Origin of the sequence: Haliea sp. E1-2-M8 (assembly GCF_030649675.1) — a bacterium.
Lineage (GTDB): Bacteria > Pseudomonadota > Gammaproteobacteria > Pseudomonadales > Halieaceae > Haliea.
Genome location: NZ_JAUTDR010000003.1, coordinates 23,725 through 49,665 on the forward strand (window position 1 = coordinate 23,725; position 25,941 = coordinate 49,665).

A 25,941-nucleotide genomic window follows, 5' to 3' on the forward strand; every position below is an offset into this window, starting at 1 on the left:
GCAGGAGAACAGCATGGAACTCGCAGGAAAAGTAGCAATCATCACCGGCGGCGCCTCAGGGCTTGGCCGCGCCACCGTGGAGGCCTACGTCGCCAAGGGTGCGAAAGTCGCAATTTTTGACCTCAATGAAGACAACGCCAAAGAGGTCATTGGCCAGCTGGGTGAGGACAAGGTCGCGTTCTGGAGTGTCAACGTGGCCGATGAAAACGTGGTCCGTGAGGCCGTGGCCGGCGTGGTCGAGAAGTTTGGCGCCGTGCACATCTGCAACAACTACGCCGGCATCGGCAGCGCCTGCAAGACCCTGGGCAAGAATGGTCCATTCCCGCTGGACCAGTTCATGCCGATCATCAATGTGAATCTGGTGGGAACATTCAACGTCTCGCGTTTCGCCGCCGAGCAGATGGCGAAGAACGAGCCTATCAACGACGACGGTGGCCGCGGCGTGATCATCAACACGGCCTCCATCGCAGCGATGGAAGGCCAGGTAGGGCAGTTGGCCTACAGCGCCAGCAAGGGCGGCATAGTTGGCATGACCCTGCCCATGGCCCGCGACCTGGCCAGCTACGGCATTCGCGTCAACACCATCGTCCCGGGCCTGATCCACACCCCGCTGTTTGAGATGATCCCGGAAGAAGCCTACAAGTCTTTGGAGAGCAGTGTTTGCTACCCGCGCCGCCTGGGCAAGGCCTCGGAGATCGCGCATCTGTCGGTTTTCATTGCGGAGAACGACTACGTCAACGGCGAGTGCATCCGTCTCGACGGTGCCATCCGCATGCAGCCGCGCTGAGGGACCGCTGTCATGGGTCCTTTGAACGGCTTCACCGTGATCGAGCTTGGGGGCATCGGCCCCGCGCCGATGGGCGGCATGATACTCGCGGACATGGGTGCGGAGGTGATCCGCATCGAGCGGGCCAACGGCACCGATCCCAAGCAGATGCGCGACGTCAGCGCCCGCGGCAAGAAGTCCGTGGTGCTCAACCTGAAGCAGCCTGAAGGGGTGGAGACCCTGCTGCGGATGATCGAGAACGCGGACGTGCTCATCGACCCCTATCGCCCGGGCGTCTGCGAGAAGCTGGGCCTGGGGCCCGAGGTCTGCCTGCAGCGCAACCCGCGCCTGGTTTTCGCGCGGATGACCGGCTGGGGCCAGGAGGGCCCCCTGGCGCACGCAGCCGGGCACGATATCAATTACATTTCCCTTACCGGGGCGCTGTTCGCCACCGGTCGCCGCGGCGAGAAACCGGTGCCGCCCCTCAACCTGGTCGGCGACATGGGCGGTGGCGGCATGCTGCTGGTCAACGGTGTGCTGGCGGCGTTGCTGGAGACCGCAAGCTCCGGCAAGGGCCAGGCGATTGATGTGGCGATGGTCGATGGCGCCGCCCAGTTGATGTGGATGTTCCACGGCTTCCAGGCCATAGGAGGCTGGGACGCCAGCCAGCGCGGAGCCAACCTGCTGGATGGTGCGGCCCACTTCTACGATACCTATGAGTGCGCCGACGGCCAGTTCATCTCGGTGGGCTCGATCGAACCGCAGTTCTACGCCCTGCTGAAGCAGCTCGCGGAACTGCCGGAGGAAGAGTTCGGCAATCAGAACGACCCGGCCCTGTGGCCGGAACTCACGGACAAGCTGGCCGCGGTTTTCAAGCGCAAGACCCAGGCACAGTGGTGCGAGATCATGGAGGGCACCGACGTCTGCTTTGCGCCGGTACTGTCGTTCATGGACGCGCCCAGCCATCCCGCCAACGTCGCCCGCAACACCTATATTGAAGTGGACGGGGTCACCCAGCCCGCACCCGCGCCCCGCTTCAGCCGCACACCGTCCACGGTTTCCCATGGCCCACACAGCCTCGGGCAGGACACCGAGGCTACGCTGGCAGCGATGGGGTTCGCGGAAAGCGAAATCAAGCAGTTGCTGGAATCCGGCACCCTGGGCCGATAACCGAAGCGTCACCAACGAGGAGCAACCATGGCCAATTATGAAACAGTGACGGTAGCACGGCATGACCAGGTCGCCCTGGTTACCCTCAATCGGCCTGACAGTCTCAACGCCTTCAATGCCGCCCTGCGTCACGATCTGTTGCAGGCAGTGCGGGAAGTCAATGCAGACGACACTGTACGTGTCGTGGTTCTGGCCGGGGCGGGCCGGGCTTTCTGCGCCGGTGCCGATCTTTCGGAAGTGGCGGGCGACGATTTCGATGTCGAAAAGCAGCTGAACTCCGAGTACAAGCCGGTGCTGATGGCAATTACCGACGCGCCCAAACCCTGGATCAGTGCGGTCAACGGGGCCGCGGCCGGCGTGGGCAGCTCCTTTGCCATGGTCTGTGACCTCACGGTAATGGCGGAAAACGCTTACATGTATCAGGCCTTTGCGGCCATCAGCCTGGTGCCCGACGGTGGCGCCACCTGGCATCTGGTGCGCACCCTCGGCCGCAAGCGCGCCTACGAGCTGATTGTGTCCGGCGAAAAGCTGCCCGCGGTCCGCTGCCGGGAGCTGGGGCTGTGCAATCGCGTGGTGCCGGCGGAGTCGTTGCTGGAGGATACCTTGCAGTGGGGGCAAGAGCTGGCGGGCAAGGCGCCGCTGGCCCTGCGCCACGCCAAGGCGGCACTCAACTTTGCCATCGAACACAATGTCGACGACAGCATTTCCGAGGAGGCCCGGCTGCAGGCCATCTGCATCGCCAGTGCCGATGCGCGCGAGGGGGTAACGGCCTTTGTCGAAAAGCGCGCCCCCGTATGGCAAGGCAAATAGGAGGCAGGGACATGGCGCAAGCTGAACTGTTGGTGGAACGCGCTGGCCCGATAGCCACGCTGACGCTCAATCGCCCCGAGGCGATGAATGCCCTGTCGCCCTCGCTGCTGCGGGACCTGTGCAATGCCTTTCGCGAGCTACAGGAAGACAAGGATGTTCGTGTCGTTATCCTGACTGGCAAGGGGCGCGCATTCTGTGCGGGCCTGGATCTGAAGGCGCTGGGCGACCATCCGCAGGGCCTGGCTGCGTTTGCCATCCACGGCGACAACGATGTGTACGCCGCGCTGCGCGCCTTCGACCGCCCGATCATCATGGGCATCAACGGCGTCGCCGCAACCGGTGGTTTCGAGCTGGCGCTGATGGGAGACATCCTCATTGCTTCCAGCAATGCCCGCTTCGGTGATACCCACTGCCGGGTGGGCCTGGCTCCGGGCTGGGGCCTGTCGCAGAAACTGGCGCGCATCATTGGCCACAGCCGGGCCCGGGAAGCGCACTTCAGCGGCAACTTCATCAGCGCCGAGCAGGCAGATGCCTGGGGCCTGGTGAGCAGGGTCGTGGAGCCCGACGCCCTGGCCGCTGCCTGCCGCCAACTGGCGGATGATATAGCCGGCTGTGTGCCCTGGACGGTCAAGGCCTACAAGGCGCTGGTGAACGACGGCCTGGAAATGACCATGGGTGCGGGCCTGGCCATGGAGAAACAGGTTATGGCGCATGCCAATGCCCGCGTCTCCGGCGACGATATCGCGGCCCAGAGGCAGGCGGTGACCAGCAGGGGCCAGCAGCAGAAACAGCAGGGCTGAGCCTTGCAGCGGCGGCCAACAGGGAGCGCGGTGCCATGAATGAACTGCGCCCCGAATTGCTGGCCCTGCGAGAGCGTCTCTTGCGCACCCTGGATGCGGGCCGGGAGAAAGCCCGGGACCGGCGCCACGGCGCCGGCTACCGGACGGCGCGGGAGAACCTTGCGGACCTGGTAGACCCCGACAGCTTTCAGGAATACGGCCAGCTGGCGGTTGCCGCCCAGCGCAGCCGTCGCGACTACCTGGAGTTGCAGTCCAGTACCGCCGCCGACGGCATCATCACCGGCACCGCCACCATCAACGCCGCCAGTGTCGGCGCCGCGGCGGCGCGAGTGGCGGTTATTGTCAACGACTACGCGGTGCTCGCGGGGACCCAGGGCTTCTTCCACCACGGCAAGCTGGACCGTCTCTGTGAACTGGCGGAGCAGCATCGTCTGCCGGTGGTCATGTACACCGAGGGTGGCGGTGGGCGCCCCGGCGACACCGATGTCCTGACCCAGATCGCCGGCCTGCACCTGCATTCATTTCGCAACTGGGCGCGGCTGGCGGGCAAGGTGCCGCGTATCGTCGTCAACAACGGCTACTGTTTCGCCGGCAATGCGGCCCTGTTCGGCTGCGCGGATTTCACCATCGCTACCCGCAGTTCCTGGATCGGCATGGCGGGCCCGGCCATGATCGAAGGTGGTGGCCTGGGCAAGGTCGAGGCCAGGGCCATCGGCCCTATTGACGTCCAGCTGAAGAACGGCGTGGTCGATATCGCCGCGGAGGATGAGGCGCAAGCCACCGCCCTGGCGCGGCAGTTGCTGGGATACTTCCAGGGCCCGGTAGCAGACTGGTCCTGTGACGACCAGGCTCCGCTACGCGATCTGGTGCCCGCCGACCGGCGCTGGGCCTATCCGGTGCGCAGGGTTATCGAAATACTCGCCGATAGCGGGAGCTTTCTCGAACTGCGCCGGGTCTATGGGCGCGGCATCATCACCGGTTTCATTCGCCTCGAGGGTACACCGGTGGCGCTGATCGCCAACGACTGCCAGCAGCTCGGCGGCGCGGTGGACGCGGAATCGGCTGAAAAGGCCGCCCGCTTCCTGCAGCGGTGCAACGCCTTTGGCCTGCCGGTGCTGTCCCTCACCGATACCCCGGGTTTCATGGTGGGTCCCGCCAGCGAACAGGAGGCCGCCGTGCGGCGCATGTCCTCCCTGTTCCTTGCCGGTGCCAGTCTCACGGTGCCGGTGGTGGCCATTTTTCTGCGCAAGGGCTACGGTCTGGGCGCCATGGCCATGACCGGCGGCAGTTTCATGGCACCGGTCTACGCCGCTTCCTGGCCCACCGGCGAGTTCGGCGGCATGGGTCTGGAGGGCGCCGTCAAGCTGGGTTACCGCAAGGAGCTGGAGGCGATTGCCGATCCCGCCGAGCGCGAGGCGCTGTTCGAGCAGCTGGTGGCGCGCCTGTACGAGTCCGGCAAAGCCACTGAAGCGGCCTCCTATCTGGAGATAGACGCCGTGATTGACCCGGCGGACACCCGCGCCGAGGTGCTCAAGGCGCTTCGCACCGCCGGCGTTCTTGCCTGCTGATGCGCCCCGCGGGGCCTGCCTTTGAATCGTTACAACCGGAGGATAACAATGAAAAACCTGTTTGATATCAGCGGCAAGGTCGCCGTGGTGACCGGTGGTTCCCGTGGTATCGGGGCCATGATAGCCGAGGGCTTTGTTGCCAACGGCGTGCGCACCTACATTACCGCCCGCCGGGAGGATGAACTGCAGGCGACTGCTGCGGAGCTCTCGCAGCAGGGTGAGTGCATTGCCCTGGCTGCGGACCTGTCGACCGCGGACGGTGTTACCCGCTTCGCCGCGGAGATCCGCGAGCGCGAGCCGGCGCTGCATATTCTGGTAAACAATGCCGGAGCCACCTGGGGCGCGAGTGTCGATGAGTTTCCCGAGAACGGCTGGGACAAGGTCATGGACCTGAACGTCAAGTCGATCTTCTTTCTCACCCAGCAACTGCTGCCGGCGCTGCGGGCGGCGGGCACGGATGCAGATCCCGCACGGGTAATCAACATCGGTTCAGTGAATGGCATTACCAACAGCCACATGCAGAACTACAGCTATACCGCGAGCAAGGCGGCGGTGCATCACCTCACGCGACATCTGGGGGCCGAACTGGCGCGGGAACGGGTAAACGTCAATGCGATCGCGCCCGGCCTGTTCCCCAGCAAGATGACCGCGCACATGGCGGGGCACGAGGAAGAGTTGACCAGGGCCTTCCCCATCAGCCGCATGGGCTCGCCGGAAGATGCCGCCGGTACCGCGATCTACCTGAGCGCCAGGGCCTCGGCCTGGGTCACAGGCCATGTGCTGGTACTGGACGGCGGGCTGGTCGCGGTGTCCTGAGTGCTCAAGTGGTAATGATCAGGCGCAGGGCCTGCAGCTGCAGGCTGGCATGGCGAATGTGAATGGCACACTCCTCGATTTTGTAGTCGAGGTGGTCCAGTTCTTCCTGGCGAATGGAAGGGTTCACCGCCCGCAGCGCCTGCAGGCGCTCCCGCTCCGCGCCCAGTTCCCCGCGCATCCGCGCCTCCGCATCCGCCAGGGTGGGAGTCAGCTGCGTTTCCGCGAGCTTCGTCGCCAGCACCATTTTGGCGTCGACCTCCTGTTGCACCTGCTTGATGATCGCAAGCGCCGTGCTTTTGTTCACCCTTTCCACCAGCCCGTTGAGCCGTTCGTGGGGCACCAGCCCGGCCAGGTCCTTGCCGCGCGCATCCACCAGCAGGCGCAGGGGCGAGAGGGGCAGGAAGCGCTCCAGCTGCAGGGTCCGGGGCGCCACGCAGTTGATGGTAAAGATGCTCTCCAGCAGCATGGTGCCCGGGGCGATACCCTTGAGCTTGATGGTGCCCAGGGAAGCGTTGCCCAGCTCCGTGGAGCGCACCATATCCATGGCCTCCACCAGCATGGGGTGCTCCCAGGTCAGGAACTCCATGTCTTCCCGGGCCAGCGCCTTGTCGCGGGAGAAGGTGACGGTGGTGCCTTCCTCCTGCAACCAGGGAAAGTGGCCGGTGAGCATGTGGTCCGTGGGGCGCAACACCAGGGCCTGGTCGGAGTGATGTTCGTGTTCTACCCCGTAGGCTTCACACAGGGACTCCAGGTAAGCCTGCAGTGTGTCGCTGTCTTCGTTGGCCTCGATTTCAGCAATCACCGCCGCCGCCACGTCCGGTTTGCATGAGTTGCGTTCCAGCAGGCGGTCGCGCCCCTCCCGTAGTTCACGGCGGGTGTCGACGGTAAAGGCAGCGGTATCCACGAGCAGGTCGTCGAATTCCGCGGTGCGTCCGCGCAGCTGCGTCAGCAGGCGTTCCTCGAAGCGGTCGAAGATCAGGGTGCCTGCGGAGCAGCTCTCGTGGAACAGGTCGAGGCCACGGTCGTACCAGTCGAGCAGGGTTTCCTGGGCACTGGCCTGCAGGTACGGTACATGGATTTGCACGTCCTCGGTCTGGCCGATACGGTCGAGGCGCCCGATACGCTGCTCCAGCAGATCCGGGTTCAGGGGCAGGTCGAACAGGACCAGGTGGTGCGAAAACTGGAAGTTGCGCCCCTCGCTGCCGATTTCCGAGCAGACCAGAGTCTGGGCCCCGTTCACGTCATCGGCGAAGTAGGCGGCGGCGCGGTCCCGCTCGATGATGGATAACCCTTCATAAAAGGCCGCTGAACGGATCCCGGCACGCATCTGCAGGTGGTGCTCCAGCGAGACCGCGGTGGCAGCGCGGGCGCAGATCACCAGCACCTTCTCCGGGCGCAGGCGCTTCAGGGTTTGTTCCAGCCAGGTGACCCGCGGGTCGAACGCCAGCCAGCTGTCATCGTGGTAGGGAGATTCCGGGTGCAGCGCCTCCAGCACGTCACTGTTGGCGTGGCTGTAGGCATCCGGCGTTGGCAGCGGGTAGCGGTGCATGACCCGCTGGGGAAAGCCGCTGATGGCGGCCCGGGTATTGCGGAACATGACACGGCCGGTGCCGTGGCGGTCGAGAATCTGCTCAATCAGGGTGTCAGCGGGGGCGGATGGGTCCAGTCCGGGCGGCAGGTCCGCCGGCACTTCCCCCTGTTCCAGTTGCTGTGCCATCTCGCTCCAGTGGCGGTACTGCTGCTCTTCCGCACGGAACGCTTCCAGCGAGTGGAAGCGCTCCGGGTCCAGCAGCTGCAGGCGCGCGAAATGGCTGTCGATGCCAACCTGTTCCGGGGTTGCCGTCAGCAGCAGCAGGCCCGGGTTCTGGCGGGCGAGGGCGGCGATGAAGCGGTAGTCCTCACCGGGGGCCTCCGGCGACCAGTGCAGGTGGTGAGCCTCATCTACCACCACCAGGTCCCAGGAGGCGGTCAGGGCCTGCAGCTGGCGGTGCGGGTATTCCCGGAACAGGTCGAGGCTGCACAGCACCAGCTGCTCGCTCTCGAAAGGGTTGTATTCCGTGAGCTCCGGCAGCACCTCGTCGCCGAACTCGTCGACCCCGGACAGATCCTGCAACCGCTCCTCGTCGAACAGGGAGAAATGCAGATTGAAGCGCCGCAGCATTTCCACCAACCACTGGTGCAGCAGGGTCTGTGGCACCAGGATCAGCACCCGGGCTGCGCGCCCGGTCAATAGCTGCTGGTGCAGAATCATGCCCGCCTCGATGGTCTTGCCCAGGCCGACTTCGTCCGCCAGCAAAACCCGTGGCGCGTAGCGCTGGCCGACTTCGTTGGCGATGTAGACCTGGTGCGACAGCAGGCTGGTGCGGGACCCCATCAGGCCGCGGGCCGGGGAGCGCTGCAGGCGGTCGAGCTGATTCAGGGTGGCAACCCGCAGCGCGAAGTCGCTGGTCTTGTCGAAGTGGCCGTTGAGGAGCCGCTGCTGCGGCGTGGTGATCTGCACGAACGCGTCGAGGTCCAGCTCGGATACGGTCACTGGCTGCTCATGGTGATCGGTGCCTGTATACAGCAACAGGCCGCCACTCTCTTCCACTTGGGTGACTACCAGCTCCAGATTGCTCGAAGTGGAGATGTGGTCACCCTCCTTGAACCGGAGGCGGGTCAGCGGGGCGTTCTCCGCAGCGTAGGTGCGCTCTTCACCCACGGCAGGGAAATTGAGGGTAACCCGCCGCGGCTCTACTTCAACGATTACTCCGAGCCCGAGCTGGGCATCTGCGTGGCTGACCCAGCGTTGGCCGACAATATAATCCATAGCATCCTGTCATTGTGGCAGGCCAGGAGCCTGCGAAAAAAGGCGCCCAGTTTAGCATCGACTGCCGATGGGTTCAGGTTTTCCGGGGAAATTTCCGGGCCAACATTTGTTTCCAGCTTTTGGCGTCAAACCAGGTGCCGATCAGGCCAGCGCGTCCGGGAAGAACAGCGCCTGGCTGTTGCGGCGTACTGCCCGCAGCAGATCCTCCACCGGTACCTGCTTCACCTCGGCAACTTTTTCGGCGACAAAGGGCAGGTAGAACGGGGCATTGGGACGGCCCCTGTAGGGCACCGGCGTCAGGTAGGGCGAGTCTGTCTCCAGCACCAGCTGGCCCAGCGGCGTAGCCGCCACCACTTCCCGGACATTGTCCGCCCGGTTGAACGTAGTGATACCGTTGAAACCCAGCATGAACCCCGCGTCCAGGCAGAACTCGGCCAGGGCGAGGCCGGAGGTAAAGCTGTGAATAACGCCCTTGCGGCCAAGGTCCGAGCTGAATTCGCCGAGGATGGCGCGGGTGTCCTCGTCCGCCTCCCGGGTATGAACTACCACCGGCAGGTTCAGTTCCACCGCCAGCGCCAGCTGCGCGGCGAACACACGGCGCTGCACCGCCCGATCGGCGTGGTCGTAGAAATAGTCGAGGCCGATCTCGCCGACGGCAACGATGCGGGGGTCGCTGCCACGCTCGCGAATGATGTTGGCCACGGCACTGTCGTAACACTCCGCCTCGTGGGGGTGAACGCCCTGGGTACCCCAGATGTCGTCCGCGGCCCGGGTCAGTTCAAACACCCGATCGAGGTTGGCCGCCGACACCGCAATCGTCACAATGCGCTCAATGCCGACTTCCCGTGAGCGGGCCAGGGTCTCTGCCAGCTGCTCCTGATCCAGGTAATCAAGGTGGCAATGGGTTTCAATCAGCGGGGTGTCGTAGAGCGGAATGTCGCGGCGCTTGCTCTTACTCATTATCGGTCCGGTTGTTGCAGTTCATTGCGGAGCCAGGGGCGACAGCATAGCAGGATAACGGACCCGCTGGGCTGCCGTGGTTTCCGCGGCCATGGTGCGAATGGTGTCCAGCACCTGGTCCCACAACCAGCAGTGCATGGCGGAGTGGCTGGTGCGCCGGTGGGCCACCAGCATGTACTTGAGCGTGTGGTCGCTCCCCGGCGGAGTCGGCAGCGCCACAATGCCGTCGGTGGCATGGGAATTCTGCAGCACATAGGCAGGGCCCGGCAGGAAGTAGTCGGTGCTGCGCAGAACTTCCATCGCGGTCATCAGGTGAGAGGTTTCCAGCGAACCCTGCTGGGGGTGGCGCACCCGCATGAAGGCCTCGGAAGAGCGGGCCAGTTCTACCTGTTCCAGGTCCGGCACATACACCCGGATTACCGGGTACAGCGCCAACCGCTCCCAGGTGATGTCACCGTGGGTCAGGGGATGGTCTTCGCGTACCAGGATCGCCGCTGGTGCGGTACCCAGCACCTGGGTCCGGAATTCCTCGGGGTAGTGGGCCTGGGCGATGTGGATGGCGAAGTCGAGACTCCCCGTCGCCAGCTGTTCCAGCTGATTTTCCACCCGCGTGATGGTGCGAATTGACAGCCTTGGAGCATGTTGGTGCAGGCGCCGGATCAGGCTCGGCAGCAGAGCGACACCCACATACTCGGAGAGGGCAAGGGTGATCTCACCGCTGTAGGTGTAGGGGTCGAAGCGGGAGCCCGATACCAGCCGGGTGATGTCGTGGAGGACAACCCCGAGTTCCGTGGCCAACTCCTCGGCTCGCGGTGTGGGTTGCATACCGCGATTGCTGCGGGTGAACAGTGGATCCTCGAAGAGGTCCCGCAAGCGGGCCAGGGTTTTGCTCATCGCCGGCTGGGTGATGTGCAACCTTTCCGCGGCTCGCGAAACGCTGCGCTCTTCCAGCAGGGCCTGCAGTGCTACCAGCAGGTTGAGATCGACTTTGTTAAGATTGAGGGTATCCATTGCCGCCACATGATTTAAATTCATGTAGATCATAACAAAAATACATTAGATATATATTAGAGCTTTTCCTATCATTGTTACATGGTTAAAGACCATCCGCTCGGCAACGGCCGGATGGGTCCGTCCAGGTCCAAATATGTTGCAATTTCAAACCCGCCGCTTGGCGGGTTTTTTTTGTCTGCGGCGTCTGGCGGGTCGCGGCAGGAAGGCGGCCTCGAGTTCTTCGAAGGCGCTCTCCAGGCAGGCCTGATAGCGCTCTGGTTGTGGCAGCATCTCGCGGTCGGCGAGCACGGAGATGGTCACCTTGCCGCAATAGCTGAAAAACATGTGGAAGATGCCCAGCCCCGGGGTCAGCACCCCGAGGCCGTAGTAGTCCACCAGCCTGGCACCGGCGCAGTACAGGGGAAAGTCGGGCCCCGCGACATTGGACACCACAGTGGAAACATTGACCGGCAGATAGCTGGACAGATGATTGCGCGCCCAGAATCCCAACACTGGCCGGGTGAGGGCAGGCGCGAAAACCCCCGCCAGTTTCACCACGTCCACGATGGGGCTGTTGTCTCCGGAGCGCTGTGCTGCAACGGCGCTCAGGTGAATGGCCTGCAATCTCTGCGCCGGGTCGGCGATGTCCGTATGCAATGAAGTGAATACCGAACCGACCTGGTTGTTGTCATCACTGCTGTCCCGCCGGGTGCGCATGTTCAAGGGGATGGTAGCTGCCAACGCCGCCGCCGGTACTTCATCCAGCTCCGCCAGATAGCGCAGCAGCGCCCCGCCAGTGATTGCCAGGGCGACATCGTTGACCTTGACTCCGGCCGCGTCCTTGACCGCCTGGACCCGTTCCAGGGTGAATTCCGCGGCGGTGAACACCCTGTGGGGCCCGACCGACCGGTTGAAGCGGGTCTTGGGTGCGCTGATATCCGGGGGCGGGACCTGTTTGCGCAGTATTGCGGTGAGGTAGCGTGCAAGCTGGGCCGAGGTGCTGATGCCCCCGCTGACAACTCCGGTGACATTGCGGATGCCGTTGATCGAAGCCCGCGCCAACAGCTCGGCGATACTGGGCTGCGGGTCCACCAGTTTCGGCGGCTCGTCCTCTGCTGCGGCAGCCTGCGGGTCAGCTACCAGGTCGTGTATCAGGGCCACGATACTGCTCCCCGCCATGCCGTCGACCAGGGAGTGGTGGATCTTGGTGTAGATGGCGAAACTCCCCGCGGGCAACCCCGGTATCCGGTCCAGGCCCTCAATTATCCAGGCTTCCCACAGCGGCCTGCCCATATCCAGCGGCCGGGAGTGCAGGCGGGCCACCTGGATGCACAGTTGGCGCCAGTCTCCCGGTTTCGGCAGCGCAATATGGCGCAGGTGAAATTCGACGTCGAAACGGGCATCCTTTACCCAGTACGGTCGGTCCAGTCCCCCCGGTACCCGTACCAGCCGGGTTCGGAACAGTGGCTGCTTGGCGAGTCTCCGCTCGAAGGTGGCAATCACCTGCTTGAAACGGACTTTGCCGCCGGGCGCGGTCGAGGGATCATAGATTCCCAGTGAGCCCACATGCTGGGGCGTGTTCGGCTGCTCCATGTTGATGAACGCGGAGTCGAGGATACCAAGCTGCTTCATGCTGTTGCGGTCTCGCCCTGTGTGTGCCGTCGTGGCAGTAGTATGTAGCTGCCCAATGTCGTTATATCATTAACCCGCTGCCCGCTCTAGCAGGCAGTTCCATTGGCTAAGGACAGGAAGAGGTGAGATCTTGTTGACACCATGGCTGAATGTCCAGCGGCTGGCCGGCCCGGTGCTACTGGCGGTGCTGCTGGCCAATCCGGTAATGGCCGCGCCTGCCGCGACCTATGGGCGTGATTTCGTACGTCTCGATCGGCACTGGCCTGACGAAGCGCCGCTGGCGTCGGCGCCGCAACCGCCACGGGAGGGGCAAGGCGCAGCGGTGGCTGCCCAGCGCGAGCGCCTGCTGCTGCTGGAGCAGGAAGAGGGCCCCTATGCCGCGGCCCTGGCGGAGCCGCTGATGGATATGGGGCGCTACCTGCAGGAGGCGGGAGAGGCGGAGCAGGCGGGGCAGTTATACCAGCGGGCACTGCATGTATTGCGAATCAATGAAGGCCTCTACAGCGACAACCAGATGCCGCTGCTGCGCAGTCTGTTTGCGATACATCGCAGTCTTGGAGACTGGCAGGGGCTGGACGCGCGCTATGACTATTACTTCCGGCTCGCCGCGACCCTGGGCGAGTTGGATGTGGAGTCCGCGGTGGATTACTTCCGCTGGCAGCGGGAGGCGCTGCGGCGACAACTGGACAGCACTGACCACCGCCGCCTGCTGCGTTTGTACGAGGCCAACGAACAGCTACTTGCCGCCGCCGATCCCGCGCTGGACGCAGCGGGCTACTGGCAGTTGCTGGACAGCCAACTGCGCAATCTGTACCTGATACAGGCGCTGGTAACTCCCAGGATGGTCAGCACCACCCGCGGCTTCACCTCGGCGGCACCTTTCCGCAGTGAGCCTTTGCAGGAAATAGATGTTCACGAGCAGCGCCTGGTCAATGTCCAGCGCAGCGCGGTGGCTCGTGGCAGTGAGCTGTTGTCCGGCTTTATTGACTCGGCCGCCTCGCGCGATGAACAGCTACTGGCGCAGGCCCTGCTGGCACTGGCGGACTGGCACCAGTGGAATGGCGATCGCCGCCGCGCAGGGGAGGAGTATCGTCAGGTCGTCAGTTACCTGCAGGCGACCGGCCAGGATGCACTACTGCAGAAATGGTTTGGCAGCCCGGTGGAACTACCGGACAACGGCGCTTTTTCCCGCGATACCGGGGTGGGAGGTGTGCCGGTGTTGGCGCGCTTCGCCGTGACCGCAGGCGGGCGCCCACGCGATGTCGAAACAACTGCGGCGGACGAGAGCCAGCAGGGCTTCGCCATGCGGCTCTACCGGAAATTGCTTGCTACCCGGTTCCGACCGCGGTTTGAGAATGGAGCCGCGGTGGCGACTGCGGAGGTCGAGCGCAACTACCGCTACCTGGATCCCGAGGCCATCAGGCGTTTTCGATCACCATAAGGGCGCCGCGGGCCTCGACACTGCCGCGGCAGCGCCAGGGCAGCAGTTCCGCGCAGTGGCGATCGACACAGGTCTGGGCCATTTCCAGAAATGTCGAGCGCTCCGGGTCGGCAATCACTATGTGCTTCACACCGGCCTTGACCGCGCGGTTCACCAGGTTGGTGACCGGTTTGACCAGCTCATCCCAGAAACAGATGTCGGCGGCAATGAGCAGGTCGTACTGCGCCAGTTCACGGGTACTGAGCTGCTCGAAGCGCTTCACCAGGTGTCGTGTCTGGACACCGTTGAGTGCAGCGACGGCGTCCAGGTAAGGGAAGACATCCGGGTCGGCGTCCATGGAGGTGACTTCGGAGCCCAGCCTGGCGGCACACCAGAGCCCCGCGATACCCCAGCCGCAGCCCACATCCAGTACTCGCCCGTGGTGCTCGGGGGTACGCTTGCCCAGATAGTCCAGCAGCAGGCAGCTGGACTTCCACAGTTTGTTGCCGTGAATGCTGGGCTGGTTGCCCTGGCGCCGGACCCGCCGGATAGCCGGGTGCGAGGTGTTCGGCATGATCATGCCGCGAAACTTGCGCTCGGTGATTACGGGTTTTTTCCCGCTGCCGGCCACCTCAGCTCGCCTTGTCCAGGATCTCGACGTCTTCTGCTTGTGGCCCCTTGTTGCTGCTGGCAGTGTGGAAGGCAACCCGCTGGCCGTCCTGGAGACTGCGGCGGCCCTCGCCACGAATGGCACGGAAATGCACGAAAATTTCGTCGCCGTCATCGCAGGTGATGAAACCGAATCCCTTGGCGGAATTGAACCACTTGACGGTACCCTGTTCCCTGCCGGCGGCGCTGCCTGGCTGCGCAGCGGCTGCCTTCACGGCACGGCCAGAGTGGACGGGCGCACTCTTGCCAGAGGGCAGCAGACCCACCGCAAGGGCGGTGCCGACAGTGGCGATGGTGAAGGTGGCCAGCAGGGCCAGATCCGGAAACTGGCCTCCCTGGAGGAAGGTGGCGATAGTGGAGACCGCGACAGCGATCACGATACTGATGATAAACCTGGCACTGAACTGCATTGGTGTCCTCTTAAGTGATGGCAAGACGCAAAGCCAAATTATGGCGCGAGCAAAGCCCACGCCGGGAAAAAAACGGCGAATAAAGTAGCCGGGTATGGGCGACAACGGACGGCGCTGAGCAGCCTGCTGCCGTCGCAAGTTGCTGCGCTAAATCTTTTGCACGTCCTCAGCCTGCAGCCCCTTGGGGCCTTCGACGAGGCTGAATTCAACGGCCTGTCCCTCGTTCAGGGTGCGATAACCGTCGCCCTGAATGGAACGAAAGTGCACGAAAACATCGTCGCTGCTTTCCTCCCGGATAATAAAGCCAAACCCCTTGGCGTTATTGAACCACTTAACCGTGCCGTTCATACGTTCACTCATACCGCTTTCCTCGGTGTAGCCTGCTGCTTTTTATTATTCCCTGCGGCGTTGCCGCCGCGGGGCACTGAAACCCGCGCGCCCGGCTGCCGGGTCACAACCGGACGATGTACTCCACCTGCTTGCGCAGCTTGTCCAGCGCCTGCTCCTGCGCGGCAAGTTTTTCCCGCTCTTTGGCCACGACCTCCGCCGGGGCCCTGTCGACAAAACTGTTGTTGCCCAGCTTGCCCTGCAGTCGCGACTGCTCTTTTTCGAGTTTTTCGATTTCCTTGCCCAGTCTGGCCAGTTCGCTGTTCTTGTCAATGAGCCCGGCCATGGGCACCAACAGTTCCAGTTCCCCCACCAGGGCCGTTGCTGCAATCGGCGCCTCGGCCCCGGTTGCCAGCCATTCCACGCTGTCAAGCCGGGCCATTTTCTTCAGGAAGGCGGCATTTTCCTGCAGGCGCCTCGCGTCGCTGTCACTGCCGTTGCGGCAAAGCAGGGTCAAACTGCGCCCCGGTGGCACATTCATTTCCCCACGAATGTTGCGGACACCGACGATCACACTTTTCAGCCATTCTATATCTGCATTTGCGGCAGTGTCCACGGCGGACTCGTCGCAGCGCGGATAAGGCTGCAGCATGATGGTGGGGCCTTCGATGCCAGCCAGCGGTGCCGCTCGCTGCCAGATTTCCTCGGAAATATATGGCATGAAAGGGTGCAGTAGTCGCAGCCACGCTTCCAGTACCGTGATCAGGGTGCGGCGGGTGCCGCGCTGGAGCTCGGGGCTGGCGTCCTCGTCCCACAGCACAGGCTTGGACAACTCCAGGTACCAGTCGCAGTATTCGTTCCAGATGAATTCGTAGAGCGCCTGGCTTGCCAGGTCGAGACGGAACTGGTCAATGGCGCGCTCGACCTCACGGGCTGTCTGCTGCAGGCGGGAAATAATCCAGCGATCAGCAAGGCTTAAGCTGACAGGCAATGCAGGATCGCTGCCGCAGTCCTGGCCCTCGCAGTTCATCATTACATAGCGGGCTGCGTTCCAGATTTTGTTGCAGAAGTTCCGGTAGCCGTCGATACGGCCGATATCAAATTTGATGTCACGGCCAGTCGAGGCCAGCGAGCAAAAGGTAAAACGCAGGGCATCGGTGCCGTAGGCGGCGATACCCTCGGGAAACTCGTCCCGGGTGTGTTTGGCGATCTTTTCACCCAGCTGCGGCTGCATCATGCCCCCGGTGCGTTTCTGCACCAGGGGTTCCAGCTCAATGCCGTCGATCAGGTCAATCGGGTCCAGCACGTTGCCCTTGGATTTGGACATCTTCTGGCCCTGGGAGTCGCGCACCAGACCGTGGACGTATACGGTATGGAAGGGCACCTGGGCGCTGCCGTCCGGGTGCTTGAGGAAGTGCATGGTCATCATGATCATGCGCGCCACCCAGAAAAAGATGATGTCGAAGCCGGTCACCAGCACGCTGGTGGGGTGGAAAAGTTGTAACTCTTTGGTGTCTTCCGGCCAGCCGAGGGTGGAGAATGTCCACAGCGCGGAGCTGAACCAGGTGTCCAGCACGTCGTCGTCCTGCTGCAGGCCGGTGTCCGCAGGCAAATTGTACTTGGCGCGCACTTCCGCTTCGTCGCGGCCGACATAGATCTTGCCGTGGCGGTCGTACCAGGCGGGAATGCGGTGTCCCCACCACAGCTGGCGGCTGATGCACCAGTCCTGGAGGTCGCGCATCCAGGAGAAATACATGTTCTCGTACTGTTTCGGGACAAACTGGATGCGGCCATCTTCCACCGCGGCGATGGCGGGTTTGGCCAGGTCCGCGACCTTCACGTACCACTGGTCAGTCAGCCAGGGCTCGATCACTGCCCCCGAGCGGTCGCCACGGGGTACCTTCAGAGTGTGCGGTTCGATCTTGTCCAGCAGCCCCAACTGTTCGAATTCGGCGACGATCTGCTGGCGCGCATCGAAGCGGTCCTGGCCGGCGTACCGCTCCGGCCCCCGTTCGCCGTGCGCCGTGGCATAGCCTTCGAAGGTCAACACGGTGAATTCGCCGAGGATGCAGCCATTGCGATCGAGCACATTGATCAGCGGCAGGTTGTGGCGCTTGCCCACCTCGTAGTCGTTGAAGTCGTGCGCGGGCGTGATCTTCACGCAGCCGGAGCCGAACTCGTGGTCCACATAGTCGTCGGCGATGATGGGGATCAGACGCCCGGTGATCGGCAGGCGCACCTGCTTGCCAACCAGGTGGCGATAGCGGTCATCCTCCGGGTGCACGGCGACGGCGGTGTCGCCGAGCACGGTTTCCGGCCGGGTGGTGGCGACTACCAGGAAGCCGTCTTCGCCTTCGAGCGGATAGCGCAGATGCCAGAGGGAGCCCTGCTCCTCGTCGTTCAGCACTTCCAGGTCGGAGATGGCGGTATTGAACACCGGATCCCAGTTCACCAGGCGTTTGCCGCGATAGATCAGGCCGTCGTCATAAAGACGAACAAATACCTCCCGCACTGCGTTGGAGAGGCCTTCGTCCATGGTGAAGCGCTCCCGGGACCAGTCCACGGAGGCCGCCAGACGACGCATCTGGTCGGTGATGGTGCCGCCGGAACGAGCTTTCCACTCCCAGACCTTGGCGATGAACTCGTCGCGGCCCAGGTCGTGGCGGTTCTTGCCCTCGGCGGCCAGCTGCCGCTCCACCACCATCTGGGTGGCGATTCCGGCGTGGTCCGACCCCACCTGCCACAGGGTGTTGTCGCCCCGCATCCGGTGGTAGCGGACCAGGCTGTCCATGATGGTGTGCTGGAACGCGTGACCCATGTGCAGGCTGCCGGTCACATTGGGCGGGGGGATCATGATGCTGTAGTTGCGTTCCCCGCCCTGGGGCCGGAAATAACCCCGCTGCTCCCAGTACTCGTACCAGCGGGCTTCGATGTTGGCGGGTTGGAAGGTCTTGTCCATCGCTTCTGGTGTCCGGCTGCAAAAAGGGCGGGATTATACGCCGCTGAGGTCGTGCTTTTCCAACTCGTAGCCGCGGGACTGGTAGAAGCGCCAGGAGGCGCGGGAGGCTTCCAGGCTTTCCGGATCCTGAGTCACGACTTCGGCGACACGGTGGAAGCGGCTGAAAAATGCGGGGATTTCCCGCTGCAGGTTGATCAGCAGGTCGTCGTGACCCTCGGGTTCCTGGCCCCAGCCGATAGCGACCAGCTCGGAGCCTGGCTCCCCGGGGAGGCCGTGGGGCAGGAAACTGCCGGGGCGGAACTCCCACAGCAGGTTATCCAGGACCCGGGCCTGGGCTTCATCGTCGGAATTGATGAAAATGCGGTGGCCGCGCTGGAAGGCTTTATCGGCGAGACGCGCCGCCACCTGCAGGCGCCGGGCCTGGTCGGCGGCCTGCACCACGTAGAACCCGACCCGGGTCATGTCAGCTGGAGGCCTTGGGCCCGGCCTTGCCCGGTCTGGCGCGGCCCGGCCCGGCCTTACGCGGCCCGGCCTTCTTCTTTTTTCCCTGTTCTCCCGCTCCAACCCGGTCCTGCAGGTACCTGGCCAGCATGGCGACCGGCCGCCCGGTGGCGCCCTTGGGGGTGCTGTTCCAGGCTGAACCGGCGATGTCCAGGTGGGCCCAGTGGTAGTCCTCGGCGAATTGCGCCAGGAAGCAGGCAGCGGTGACACTGCCAGCCTCGGGTCCGCCGATATTCGCGAGGTCGGCAAAGTTGCTCTTCAGCTGCTTGCGGTACTCGTCCCACAGGGGCATGCGCCAGCCGCGGTCGTGGGTGACCTCGCCGGCAGCCAGCAGGTTGGCAGCCAGGTCTTCGTTGTTGGCGTAAACCGCGGAGGCGTGCGAGCCGAGAGCAATGACGCAGGCGCCGGTCAGGGTGGCGAGGTCGATCACAGCCGCGGGCTTGAATCGCTTGGCGTAGCTCAGGGCGTCGCACAGTACCAGCCTGCCCTCGGCATCCGTATTCAGGACCTCAATGGTCGTACCCGCCATGCTGGTGACGACGTCGCCGGGCTTGGTGGCGCGGCCGCTGGGCATGTTTTCCGCGGCCGCGACAATGGCGGTGACATTGAGTGGCAGCGCCATGTCGATAACGGCCTGCAGGGTGCCGAGTACGCCGGCTGCGCCGCACATGTCGTACTTCATTTCGTCCATTTTGGCGCCGGGCTTGAGTGAGATGCCGCCGCTGTCGAAGGTGATGCCCTTGCCGACCAGCACCTGGGGCGCCTGGTCGGGCTCGCCGCCCTTGTATTCGATGACGATCAGTTTGGCCGGCTCGTCACTGCCGGCGGATACTGACAGCAGGGCGCCCATGCCCAGCTCACGCATCTTTTTCTCTTCCACCACCTTGGTTCGAACTTTGTCATTGCCGCGAGCCAACTTGCGGGCTTCGTCGGCCAGATAGCTCGGCGTGCAGATGTTGCCGGGAAGATTGCCCAACTCGCGGCTGTAATTGATGCCGCGCCCAACTGCTGCACCGGTGTCCAGCGCAGCCTGCGCCGCTTTTACCGCGAGGGTCTCGCCGGGATTGACCACCAGCTTCTTCAGGGCCAGCGGGTCCTTGGGTTTGGCAACAGTGGCGGAGTAGCGGTAGGCGCTGCTGACCAGGCTCCGGGCCAGCAGTTCCAGCAACCAGTCCAGCTCGACCTTGTCGGAGACCAGGTCGGCGGCGTGGAGCAGGGCGTCACCGGCACTGCTGGCGCCGAGTGCGCTGTTCAGCCCCTGCAGGGTTTCCCGGGCAGCGGCCTGGTCAAACTTTGCCTGCTCGCCGCAGCCCAACAGCAGCACCCGCGCGGCGCCGCCAATACCCGGCAACATCTGCGTCTGCCCGGCCTTGCCCTTGAAATCGCCGAGTTTGAGGGCCGAGTCCAGGCTGCCACTGCCGGCGCTGTCCAGAGCCCGTGCCGCCGCAGACAGCTGGCCTTCGTAGACCGCCACGATGGCGCACTGTGTTTTGGCCTTGCTGATATCGGCAAAGGTGCGTGCGGTAAAAGTCAATTTGCTCATTGGGGATCCCTGTTAGTTTTCATGGGCGGGTGTCAGGACCCTAGTGTATGATGCTGAGCGACGAAACTGAACAGCTGGTGTCGCTCTTCTCCGGGTGGCATCTTGCGCTGCAATCCGGGCCCGCATGAAAATCCTGGCATATCTCACACGCGACGTTCTGCTGCACACGGTGGCCGTCAGCTTCTCGCTGCTGGTCATTATCTTTAGCGGTCGCTTCGTCAAATACCTGGCCGAGGCCGCTGTTGGGAATCTTGCCGGAGATATTTTGCTGCCGGTCATGTTATACCGGCTCCCGGGCTTTCTCGAGCTGATCCTGCCGCTGGGGCTGTTTATCGGTATCCTGATGGCCTACGGTCGGCTGTATGTCGAGAGCGAGATGGTGGTGCTCTCAGCCTGCGGCGTGAGTCCCTCCCGGCTGGCCGCTTACACTCTGGTGCCTGCGTTGCTGATCATGGTCGTGGTAACCGGGCTGAGCCTGCTGGTGACGCCCATGGGCGCCGCCCGCTCTTCCGCCCTGTTGGACGACCCGGAGAAATCCCAGGGTCTGCAGACCCTGGCTGCGGGCCGCTTCCAGACCCGCAAGGGCAGCAATCTGGTGAGTTACGCGGAAACCATCTCGCCCGACACCGGGGTCATGCGTGCGGTATTCTTGTCGCAACAATCGGTTCCGGAGGAGGGCAGGCCGCAACTGTCGGTGACGGTGGCAGCCGAGGGGGAAATCGTCCTCGATACCCGCACCGGCGCTCGCTATCTTGAGCTCCGCAATGGCTATCGCTATCAGGGTCTCCCCGGGCATCGCGACTATCAGGTGATTCAGTTCGAGACCTTCGGGGAGAGGATTCCAGAGCCGGAAGGCGGGATCCGCAGCGTGCCGCGAGTAGATGGCAGGCCCACGGCATCGCTGCTGGCGTCGGACGCGCCGGAGGATGTCGCCGCCCTGCACTGGCGTCTGTCCCTGCCCATTACCGTGCCGATCGTCGCAATCATTGCTCTTTGTCTCAGCCGCACCGACCACCGGCGCGGGCGCTACATCAAGATGGCGCCGGCCTTCGCACTTTATCTGGTTTACCTGGTATTGCTGACCAATGCCCGGGCAGCCATGGAGGCGGGGGCCGGTCCGCTCGTGCTCTGGCGTGTACACCTGCTGTATCTGGGTCTGGCCCTTTGGCTGCTGTATGGCGATAGTATCCGGCGCCGGTTGTGGCGCCGACGCCGGCGGGAGAGCGCGCATGCGACTGCTTGACCGCTATATTGGCCGCACTGTCTTCGCGGCAATATTGATGGTGCTGCTGGTTATCGTCGGCATTGATGTGGTGTCCGCCTTCATCGACGAGTCCGGCGACGTCAGCGAAAGCTACGGCTTTGGGGAAATCGTGGTGTATATCGCCCTGACCACCCCCGGCCGTCTCTATGAATACATGCCCTTCGCGGCCCTGATTGGCTGTCTGGTCGGTCTGGGCCAGCTGGCCAGTGCCAGCGAGTTGATCATCATGCGCAGTGCCGGTGTCTCGATTGCCCGCTTGGTGACGATCGTGATGAAGTCGGCGCTGCTGGTGGCGTTGCTGGGGTTCCTGCTGGGTGAGTACGTGGCACCACAGGCAGAGCAGCTGGCCCAGAGCCGACGGGCCATGGCGCAGAATCCCGGCGAAGGCGTGGCGGGGCGCTATGGGATCTGGAACCGGGAGGGGGATTCCTTTCTCCACTTCAATGCCATGGAAAGCGAGAATGTGGTACACGGCGTCACCCTGTTGCAGTTCGATGACCGGCGCCGCATGCAGTCCGCGCTGCGGGCCCAGCGCGCCGTGCATGCCGGCGACCATTGGCAGCTGGAGCAGGCAGTGAAGACGGATTTCAGCAGCTGGGAAACCACACAGACGCGGCACGAGACCCTGCGCTGGGACACCGGGATCACACCGCAGCTACTGGTTATGGAGGTGGTCGCGCCGGAGCGCCTGCCGCTGGCGGACCTCTATCGTTACAGTCGCTATCTGCAGCAGCAGGGGCTGGACGCTGACGACTATGAACTCGCCCTGTGGCGCAAGCTGCTGCAACCGGTGTCCATCGCGGGCCTGGTGCTGGTGGCCATCGCCTTCATTTTCGGTCCACTGCGTGATGGCACCATGGGTTTGCGCATCTTTATCGGCGTGCTGGTGGGCGTGGTGTTCCAGATCAGTCAGGATCTGCTCGGCCCGGCCAGCCTGGTGTTCGGGTTTTCGCCCCTGTACGCCGCCCTGGCACCCGTCCTGCTGTCCATTGCCGCTGGCCTGGTGTTGCTGGCAAGGACCCGTTAGGAACCGCTCAGGTCCTGGGCTGCTTGGGCTGCTTGGGCAGCTGCACCAGGTGGGTGCCGCTCAGGTAGTCGTGCCAGTAGCGTTTGCGCTTGTCCACCAAACACCACCAGTAGCCGAGGCCCGCGGGGGCCAGTGATACCAGTGCGGTCAGGCAGCGCAATATGCAGCGGCCCGTACCGGGAACCTCTCCCCTGGCATCATCCACCAGTTTCACCCGCCAGGCCTGCATGCCCAGGGTCTGGCCGCCCTTGCGCCAGAACGCGGTGAAAAACACGATGACGCAGGCTATGCTGAGTGCCTGTACCAGCTGCGGGTGCATCTGGTAGTAGTCACCGCCGCTGCCGGCGTTCAGCAGCCACATCTCCACTGCGGTGGCAACGGCGACCGTCACGCCGATAAACGGGATGACCAGCAGAGTGTCATAGAGCATGGCCGCGAGTCGCCGCAGTAGCGGTGGTGGAGCCAGATTGGCGGAGTCCTGCATCAATGTTCCCGTATGTGAAAGTCTGTCAACCTGGTTCGGCGCCAGCGCGCATTACCGGATTGTAAATTGTCCCCGGGGCGTCGCCAGTGCTAAATTGCCGGGCATGATAATAACGGGTTCCGCGCAATGAAAGTGCTGTTGGTGGAAGATGACCAAGCCGTCGCGGACTTTATTGTCTCGGAACTGGCGCAGGCGGGCCACGCATGCACGCATTTCGCAGATGGCGAGAGCGGCCTCGGTGCTGCCCGGGCCGACCACTACGACGTGCTGATTGTGGACCGTATGTTGCCCCGGCTCAATGGCCTGGCACTGCTGCGCACCCTGCGTCAGGAGGGGGACGCCACGCCGGTACTGATCCTCAGCGCGCTGGGGGATGTTGATGACCGGGTCCAGGGACTGCATTGTGGAGCCGATGATTATCTGGTCAAGCCTTTTGCCATGGCAGAGCTGTTGGCGCGGCTGCAGATCCTCTCCCGCCGCAGCAGCCAGTCCGGGTCCGAGGTGCCGACCCGTCTGCAGGTTGCCGATCTGGAGATGGACCTGCTGAGCCAGGAGGTGCGGCGACGGGGCGAGGTAGTGAGCCTGCAGCCCCGGGAGTACAAACTGCTGGAGTACCTTATGCGCAACGCGGGCCAGGTGGTGACCCGGGCCATGTTGCTGGAGCATGTGTGGGGTTACCATTTTGATCCCCAGACCAATGTCATCGACGTGCATGTATCGCGGCTGCGGCAAAAGATCGACCGGGACTTTTCCCCACCGCTGCTGGCGACGGTGCGCGGCGCCGGCTACTGTCTCGGCACCGGTTGAAACCCCATGCGTATTCTGGATGTTCTCAACAGCCTTACATTCCGCTACATCCTCAAGTATGTCACCGCGCTCAGCGCCACGGTGTTTCTGCTGCTGGCGGTGCTCTATGTGTACTTCAGCTACGACTACTTCATCGAGTTGCGCTCTTCGATCCTCGACGAGTTGGAGGCGCTGCAACTGGTTTACAATGGCCAGGGGCTGGCGGGGGTGGAGCAGTACCTCGCGGATCAGCGCAACCTGCCGACCATCGGGCGCTACAGCTATCTGGTGGTGGATGCGGAAGGTAACAAAGTGGCGGGGGATCTTGCCCAGACCCCCCGTTACCGCGAATTTTCCGGCGGCTGGCTGGGGTTCCAGCTGGCCCTGCTGAACTGGGGTGAAACCATTGATGTGGATTTCCTCGCCCGGCGCGAGCCTCTGGGTGACGGCTACGCAGCCCTGGTGGCGCGCAATTACGCCGACGCAGTGGCCAGTGGCGGGCTGGTTTTTGTCACCCTGTTCCGGGCGATGATCGCGACCCTGCTGTTGGGTATTGCCGGTGGCTTCTTCAGCGCCGCGAACACGCTGCACCGTTTCGAGCGCCTGAACAGCGAGCTGTCGGATATCGTTCGCGGCAATTTCTCCAAGCGACTGTCGGTCGAGGGCAAGAAAGGTTACCCGCGCGAGCTGGCCCGGGCCATGAACCAGATGCTGGACCAGATAGGCTCCTTGATGCAGGGGGTGAAGCTGGTCTCGGACAATATTGCCCACGACCTGCGCACCCCGCTGACCCGGATCCGCAACCAGCTCAGCCAGCTGCGCCAGCGCCTCGACCCGGCCGGCCAGGGCGAGGTTGACCGGATCATTGAAGACTGTGACAGCCTGCTGTCCTCCTTCAATGCACTTTTGCGGATTTCAGCCCTGGAGTCCGGCAGCCGCCCCCCGGTCCGGACCCGCGTGGCCCTGTCGGGCCTGCTGGAGGACCTGGCTGAACTGTACGAGCCGGTGGCGGGTGACAAACAGGTCAGCCTGCGCCTGGCAATTGCCGGGGGAGTGGAGTGTACCGGAGACAGTGATCTCCTGTTCCAGATGTGTGCCAACCTGCTCGACAACGCGATCAAGTACACGCCTGCCGGCGGCGATATTGAGGTGGCACTGGCGGCGCAGCGCGGTACCGTGGAGATCGTGGTAGCTGATTCAGGGCCGGGTATCGACCCGGTGGAGCACAAGAATGTGTTCCGCCGCTTCTACCGGGTCGAGTCCAGCCGCAGCGAGCAGCCCGGTCATGGTCTGGGCCTGAGCCTGGTGCAGGCCATCGTGCACTACCATCGCGGCACCATCGCGCTGGAAGACAAGGAACCCGGCCTGCGCGTCGTGGTCAATCTGCCCCAGCACCCTGCCTCCTGAATATCGAGACTACTCCTCAAGAGTGAGCCGGCTGGTGTCCGGCGCTGCCGCAGTTTCCCGCTTGCGATACTGTTCCTCCAGCACATCCGCGCCTGCCGCTGCAAGTTCGAGGTGCGACAGGTCGACTGCCGGCGCCGGGGCTGGCGGCATGGCGCAGTCGCTGAGATCGCCTCCCTCCGGCTCCAGCGCCAGACCGTCACTGATGGTCACGGCCACCGGCGCGGGGCGCGACAGGCCGGGAATGTTCTCACCGGCTTCGCCCAGCGTCAGGTGGCTGGTATCCGGTGCCGGCGGTGCCGGAGGCGCGGGCTCCGCAAGACGCTCCCCGGCCGCAGCGACATCAAGCGTGGGCGCACTGATACTGGACGCAATGGCGGGCGCACGCTCGTCGGGACCGAGGACGTCAGTGCCCGGGGGTGCCAGTACCAGCCCGGCATGAGGCGCGGTGGCTGCCACTGCCGGTGTCGCCGTAGCCTCGTCGCAGGGCCGCAGCACGGGGCGAGCGCCGGCTTTCTCCAACGCCTGCTGGTATTTGCGGGCAGTCGCTGCATCCGCATCGCGTTTCAGAATCTGCGCTTTGCCACTGAACAGTTTGTCCAGGGTAGCCTCGTCGGCCTTGAACAGGCGGCCCAGATTGGCGCGTACCGTGGCCGCATCGCGGCCCTCAAGCAGCTGCCCCGCAAACAGCACATCGAAGCGTGCACTCATGCTCTTACCCTCAAATCCTGTCCCTGTGGCTCAGTATAGGTGCTGGCGCCGGGCCAACCAAGCGCCTGCCGCGGCCTTGAATGCGTCGATGTTCAGGAGTCAGGGTACTAGT

Annotated in this window: 23 protein-coding genes; 11 read left to right on the forward strand and 12 right to left on the reverse strand. The window is 63.7% G+C overall.

What is annotated here, in order from left to right:
• Positions 1-13: 13 nt before the first annotated feature.
• The 6 genes from Q6D67_RS03165 to Q6D67_RS03190 are packed head-to-tail and all read left to right on the forward strand — an operon-like array spanning position 14 to position 5,930.
• On the forward strand, positions 14-787 hold the full coding sequence (locus tag Q6D67_RS03165; protein ID WP_304704123.1) for an SDR family NAD(P)-dependent oxidoreductase: 774 nt from the start codon (positions 14-16) through the stop codon (positions 785-787).
• A 12-nt stretch (positions 788-799) separates the two neighbouring features.
• Complete coding sequence (locus tag Q6D67_RS03170; RefSeq protein WP_304704124.1) at positions 800-1,936, forward strand: CaiB/BaiF CoA-transferase family protein; 1,137 nt, start codon at positions 800-802, stop codon at positions 1,934-1,936.
• Between the two features lie 27 nt (positions 1,937-1,963).
• Complete coding sequence (locus Q6D67_RS03175; RefSeq protein ID WP_304704125.1) at positions 1,964-2,746, forward strand: enoyl-CoA hydratase/isomerase family protein; 783 nt, start codon at positions 1,964-1,966, stop codon at positions 2,744-2,746.
• Positions 2,747-2,757: 11 nt separating this feature from the next.
• Entirely contained in the window at positions 2,758-3,546 is a 789-nt protein-coding gene (locus tag Q6D67_RS03180; RefSeq protein ID WP_304704126.1) for an enoyl-CoA hydratase, read from the forward strand.
• 35 nt (positions 3,547-3,581) lie between these two features.
• Positions 3,582-5,114 (forward strand): acyl-CoA carboxylase subunit beta, encoded by a 1,533-nt coding sequence (locus Q6D67_RS03185; RefSeq protein WP_304704127.1) that lies wholly within the window; start codon positions 3,582-3,584, stop codon positions 5,112-5,114.
• Between the two features lie 48 nt (positions 5,115-5,162).
• The gene (locus tag Q6D67_RS03190; protein ID WP_304704128.1) at positions 5,163-5,930 is read left to right on the forward strand and encodes an SDR family NAD(P)-dependent oxidoreductase; all 768 of its coding nucleotides are present in this window, start codon (positions 5,163-5,165) and stop codon (positions 5,928-5,930) included.
• A gap of 4 nt (positions 5,931-5,934) precedes the next feature.
• Here Q6D67_RS03190 and rapA read toward each other — a convergent pair whose 3' ends face one another.
• From rapA to Q6D67_RS03210, 4 genes are all read right to left on the reverse strand, one after another.
• The gene (gene rapA, locus Q6D67_RS03195; RefSeq protein ID WP_304704129.1) at positions 5,935-8,739 is read right to left on the reverse strand and encodes an RNA polymerase-associated protein RapA; all 2,805 of its coding nucleotides are present in this window, start codon (positions 8,737-8,739) and stop codon (positions 5,935-5,937) included.
• A 141-nt stretch (positions 8,740-8,880) separates the two neighbouring features.
• Complete coding sequence (locus Q6D67_RS03200; RefSeq protein ID WP_304704130.1) at positions 8,881-9,699, reverse strand: TatD family hydrolase; 819 nt, start codon at positions 9,697-9,699, stop codon at positions 8,881-8,883.
• A 21-nt stretch (positions 9,700-9,720) separates the two neighbouring features.
• Entirely contained in the window at positions 9,721-10,710 is a 990-nt protein-coding gene (locus Q6D67_RS03205; RefSeq protein ID WP_304704131.1) for a LysR family transcriptional regulator, read from the reverse strand.
• A gap of 147 nt (positions 10,711-10,857) precedes the next feature.
• A complete protein-coding gene (locus Q6D67_RS03210; RefSeq protein WP_304704132.1) occupies positions 10,858-12,324 on the reverse strand; it encodes a wax ester/triacylglycerol synthase family O-acyltransferase in 1,467 nt (488 codons plus the stop codon).
• Positions 12,325-12,454: 130 nt separating this feature from the next.
• On the opposite strand from Q6D67_RS03210, the gene Q6D67_RS03215 reads away from it, so the two are divergent.
• A complete protein-coding gene (locus Q6D67_RS03215) occupies positions 12,455-13,765 on the forward strand; it encodes a hypothetical protein (protein WP_304704133.1) in 1,311 nt (436 codons plus the stop codon).
• On the opposite strand, the gene Q6D67_RS03220 is transcribed toward Q6D67_RS03215, so the two are convergent.
• The 6 genes from Q6D67_RS03220 to Q6D67_RS03245 all read right to left on the reverse strand — a co-directional run bounded on the left by Q6D67_RS03220 (position 13,743) and on the right by Q6D67_RS03245 (position 20,153).
• Positions 13,743-14,375, reverse strand: coding sequence for a methyltransferase (locus tag Q6D67_RS03220; RefSeq protein WP_304704134.1), 633 nt, complete (start codon positions 14,373-14,375; stop codon positions 13,743-13,745). The two genes, Q6D67_RS03215 and Q6D67_RS03220, sit on opposite strands and share 23 nt — an antisense overlap.
• A 1-nt stretch (position 14,376) precedes the next feature.
• Entirely contained in the window at positions 14,377-14,628 is a 252-nt protein-coding gene (locus tag Q6D67_RS03225) for a cold-shock protein (RefSeq protein WP_304704320.1), read from the reverse strand.
• 342 nt (positions 14,629-14,970) lie between these two features.
• A complete protein-coding gene (locus tag Q6D67_RS03230; protein WP_304704135.1) occupies positions 14,971-15,183 on the reverse strand; it encodes a cold-shock protein in 213 nt (70 codons plus the stop codon).
• Positions 15,184-15,274: 91 nt separating this feature from the next.
• Positions 15,275-18,109 carry a valine--tRNA ligase gene (locus tag Q6D67_RS03235; RefSeq protein WP_304704136.1) on the reverse strand — a complete coding sequence of 945 codons (2,835 nt, stop codon included), beginning with the start codon at positions 18,107-18,109 and terminating at the stop codon, positions 15,275-15,277.
• A gap of 33 nt (positions 18,110-18,142) precedes the next feature.
• Complete coding sequence (locus tag Q6D67_RS03240) at positions 18,143-18,571, reverse strand: DNA polymerase III subunit chi (RefSeq protein ID WP_304704137.1); 429 nt, start codon at positions 18,569-18,571, stop codon at positions 18,143-18,145.
• Between the two features lies 1 nt (position 18,572).
• The gene (locus Q6D67_RS03245; protein ID WP_304704138.1) at positions 18,573-20,153 is read right to left on the reverse strand and encodes a leucyl aminopeptidase; all 1,581 of its coding nucleotides are present in this window, start codon (positions 20,151-20,153) and stop codon (positions 18,573-18,575) included.
• Positions 20,154-20,277: 124 nt separating this feature from the next.
• Here Q6D67_RS03245 and lptF point away from each other — a divergent pair, with 124 nt between their 5' ends.
• Complete coding sequence (gene lptF / locus Q6D67_RS03250; RefSeq protein WP_304704139.1) at positions 20,278-21,396, forward strand: LPS export ABC transporter permease LptF; 1,119 nt, start codon at positions 20,278-20,280, stop codon at positions 21,394-21,396.
• Positions 21,383-22,444 (forward strand): LPS export ABC transporter permease LptG, encoded by a 1,062-nt coding sequence (gene lptG, locus Q6D67_RS03255; RefSeq protein ID WP_304704140.1) that lies wholly within the window; start codon positions 21,383-21,385, stop codon positions 22,442-22,444. The genes lptF and lptG overlap by 14 nt, the downstream gene beginning before the upstream one ends.
• 7 nt (positions 22,445-22,451) lie before the next feature.
• Here the strand turns inward: lptG and Q6D67_RS03260 are convergent, their stop codons facing one another.
• Entirely contained in the window at positions 22,452-22,928 is a 477-nt protein-coding gene (locus Q6D67_RS03260) for an RDD family protein (protein WP_304704141.1), read from the reverse strand.
• A gap of 126 nt (positions 22,929-23,054) precedes the next feature.
• Between Q6D67_RS03260 and Q6D67_RS03265 the strand changes: the two genes are divergently transcribed.
• Together Q6D67_RS03265 and Q6D67_RS03270 are read left to right on the forward strand one after the other, a co-directional pair.
• Entirely contained in the window at positions 23,055-23,735 is a 681-nt protein-coding gene (locus Q6D67_RS03265) for a response regulator transcription factor (RefSeq protein WP_304704142.1), read from the forward strand.
• Between the two features lie 6 nt (positions 23,736-23,741).
• Positions 23,742-25,121 (forward strand): HAMP domain-containing sensor histidine kinase, encoded by a 1,380-nt coding sequence (locus Q6D67_RS03270; protein WP_304704143.1) that lies wholly within the window; start codon positions 23,742-23,744, stop codon positions 25,119-25,121.
• Positions 25,122-25,130: 9 nt separating this feature from the next.
• Here Q6D67_RS03270 and Q6D67_RS03275 read toward each other — a convergent pair whose 3' ends face one another.
• Positions 25,131-25,829 carry a hypothetical protein gene (locus tag Q6D67_RS03275; RefSeq protein WP_304704144.1) on the reverse strand — a complete coding sequence of 233 codons (699 nt, stop codon included), beginning with the start codon at positions 25,827-25,829 and terminating at the stop codon, positions 25,131-25,133.
• Between the last annotated feature and the right edge of the window lie 112 nt (positions 25,830-25,941).

Excerpts from the sequence above, each read along its gene's own strand:
- Q6D67_RS03165 (WP_304704123.1), top strand. The coding sequence starts at position 14 with ATGGAACTCGCAGGAAAAGTAGCAATCATCACCGGCGGCGCCTCAGGG.
- Q6D67_RS03170 (WP_304704124.1), top strand. The coding sequence starts at position 800 with ATGGGTCCTTTGAACGGCTTCACCGTGATCGAGCTTGGGGGCATCGGC.
- Q6D67_RS03175 (WP_304704125.1), top strand. The coding sequence starts at position 1,964 with ATGGCCAATTATGAAACAGTGACGGTAGCACGGCATGACCAGGTCGCC.
- Q6D67_RS03180 (WP_304704126.1), top strand. The coding sequence starts at position 2,758 with ATGGCGCAAGCTGAACTGTTGGTGGAACGCGCTGGCCCGATAGCCACG.
- Q6D67_RS03185 (WP_304704127.1), top strand. The coding sequence starts at position 3,582 with ATGAATGAACTGCGCCCCGAATTGCTGGCCCTGCGAGAGCGTCTCTTG.
- Q6D67_RS03190 (WP_304704128.1), top strand. The coding sequence starts at position 5,163 with ATGAAAAACCTGTTTGATATCAGCGGCAAGGTCGCCGTGGTGACCGGT.
- rapA (WP_304704129.1), bottom strand. The coding sequence starts at position 8,739 with ATGGATTATATTGTCGGCCAACGCTGGGTCAGCCACGCAGATGCCCAG.
- Q6D67_RS03200 (WP_304704130.1), bottom strand. The coding sequence starts at position 9,699 with ATGAGTAAGAGCAAGCGCCGCGACATTCCGCTCTACGACACCCCGCTG.
- Q6D67_RS03205 (WP_304704131.1), bottom strand. The coding sequence starts at position 10,710 with ATGGATACCCTCAATCTTAACAAAGTCGATCTCAACCTGCTGGTAGCA.
- Q6D67_RS03210 (WP_304704132.1), bottom strand. The coding sequence starts at position 12,324 with ATGAAGCAGCTTGGTATCCTCGACTCCGCGTTCATCAACATGGAGCAG.
- Q6D67_RS03230 (WP_304704135.1), bottom strand. The coding sequence starts at position 15,183 with ATGAGTGAACGTATGAACGGCACGGTTAAGTGGTTCAATAACGCCAAG.
- Q6D67_RS03235 (WP_304704136.1), bottom strand. The coding sequence starts at position 18,109 with ATGGACAAGACCTTCCAACCCGCCAACATCGAAGCCCGCTGGTACGAG.
- Q6D67_RS03240 (WP_304704137.1), bottom strand. The coding sequence starts at position 18,571 with ATGACCCGGGTCGGGTTCTACGTGGTGCAGGCCGCCGACCAGGCCCGG.
- Q6D67_RS03245 (WP_304704138.1), bottom strand. The coding sequence starts at position 20,153 with ATGAGCAAATTGACTTTTACCGCACGCACCTTTGCCGATATCAGCAAG.
- lptF (WP_304704139.1), top strand. The coding sequence starts at position 20,278 with ATGAAAATCCTGGCATATCTCACACGCGACGTTCTGCTGCACACGGTG.
- lptG (WP_304704140.1), top strand. The coding sequence starts at position 21,383 with ATGCGACTGCTTGACCGCTATATTGGCCGCACTGTCTTCGCGGCAATA.
- Q6D67_RS03260 (WP_304704141.1), bottom strand. The coding sequence starts at position 22,928 with ATGCAGGACTCCGCCAATCTGGCTCCACCACCGCTACTGCGGCGACTC.
- Q6D67_RS03265 (WP_304704142.1), top strand. The coding sequence starts at position 23,055 with ATGAAAGTGCTGTTGGTGGAAGATGACCAAGCCGTCGCGGACTTTATT.
- Q6D67_RS03270 (WP_304704143.1), top strand. The coding sequence starts at position 23,742 with ATGCGTATTCTGGATGTTCTCAACAGCCTTACATTCCGCTACATCCTC.
- Q6D67_RS03275 (WP_304704144.1), bottom strand. The coding sequence starts at position 25,829 with ATGAGTGCACGCTTCGATGTGCTGTTTGCGGGGCAGCTGCTTGAGGGC.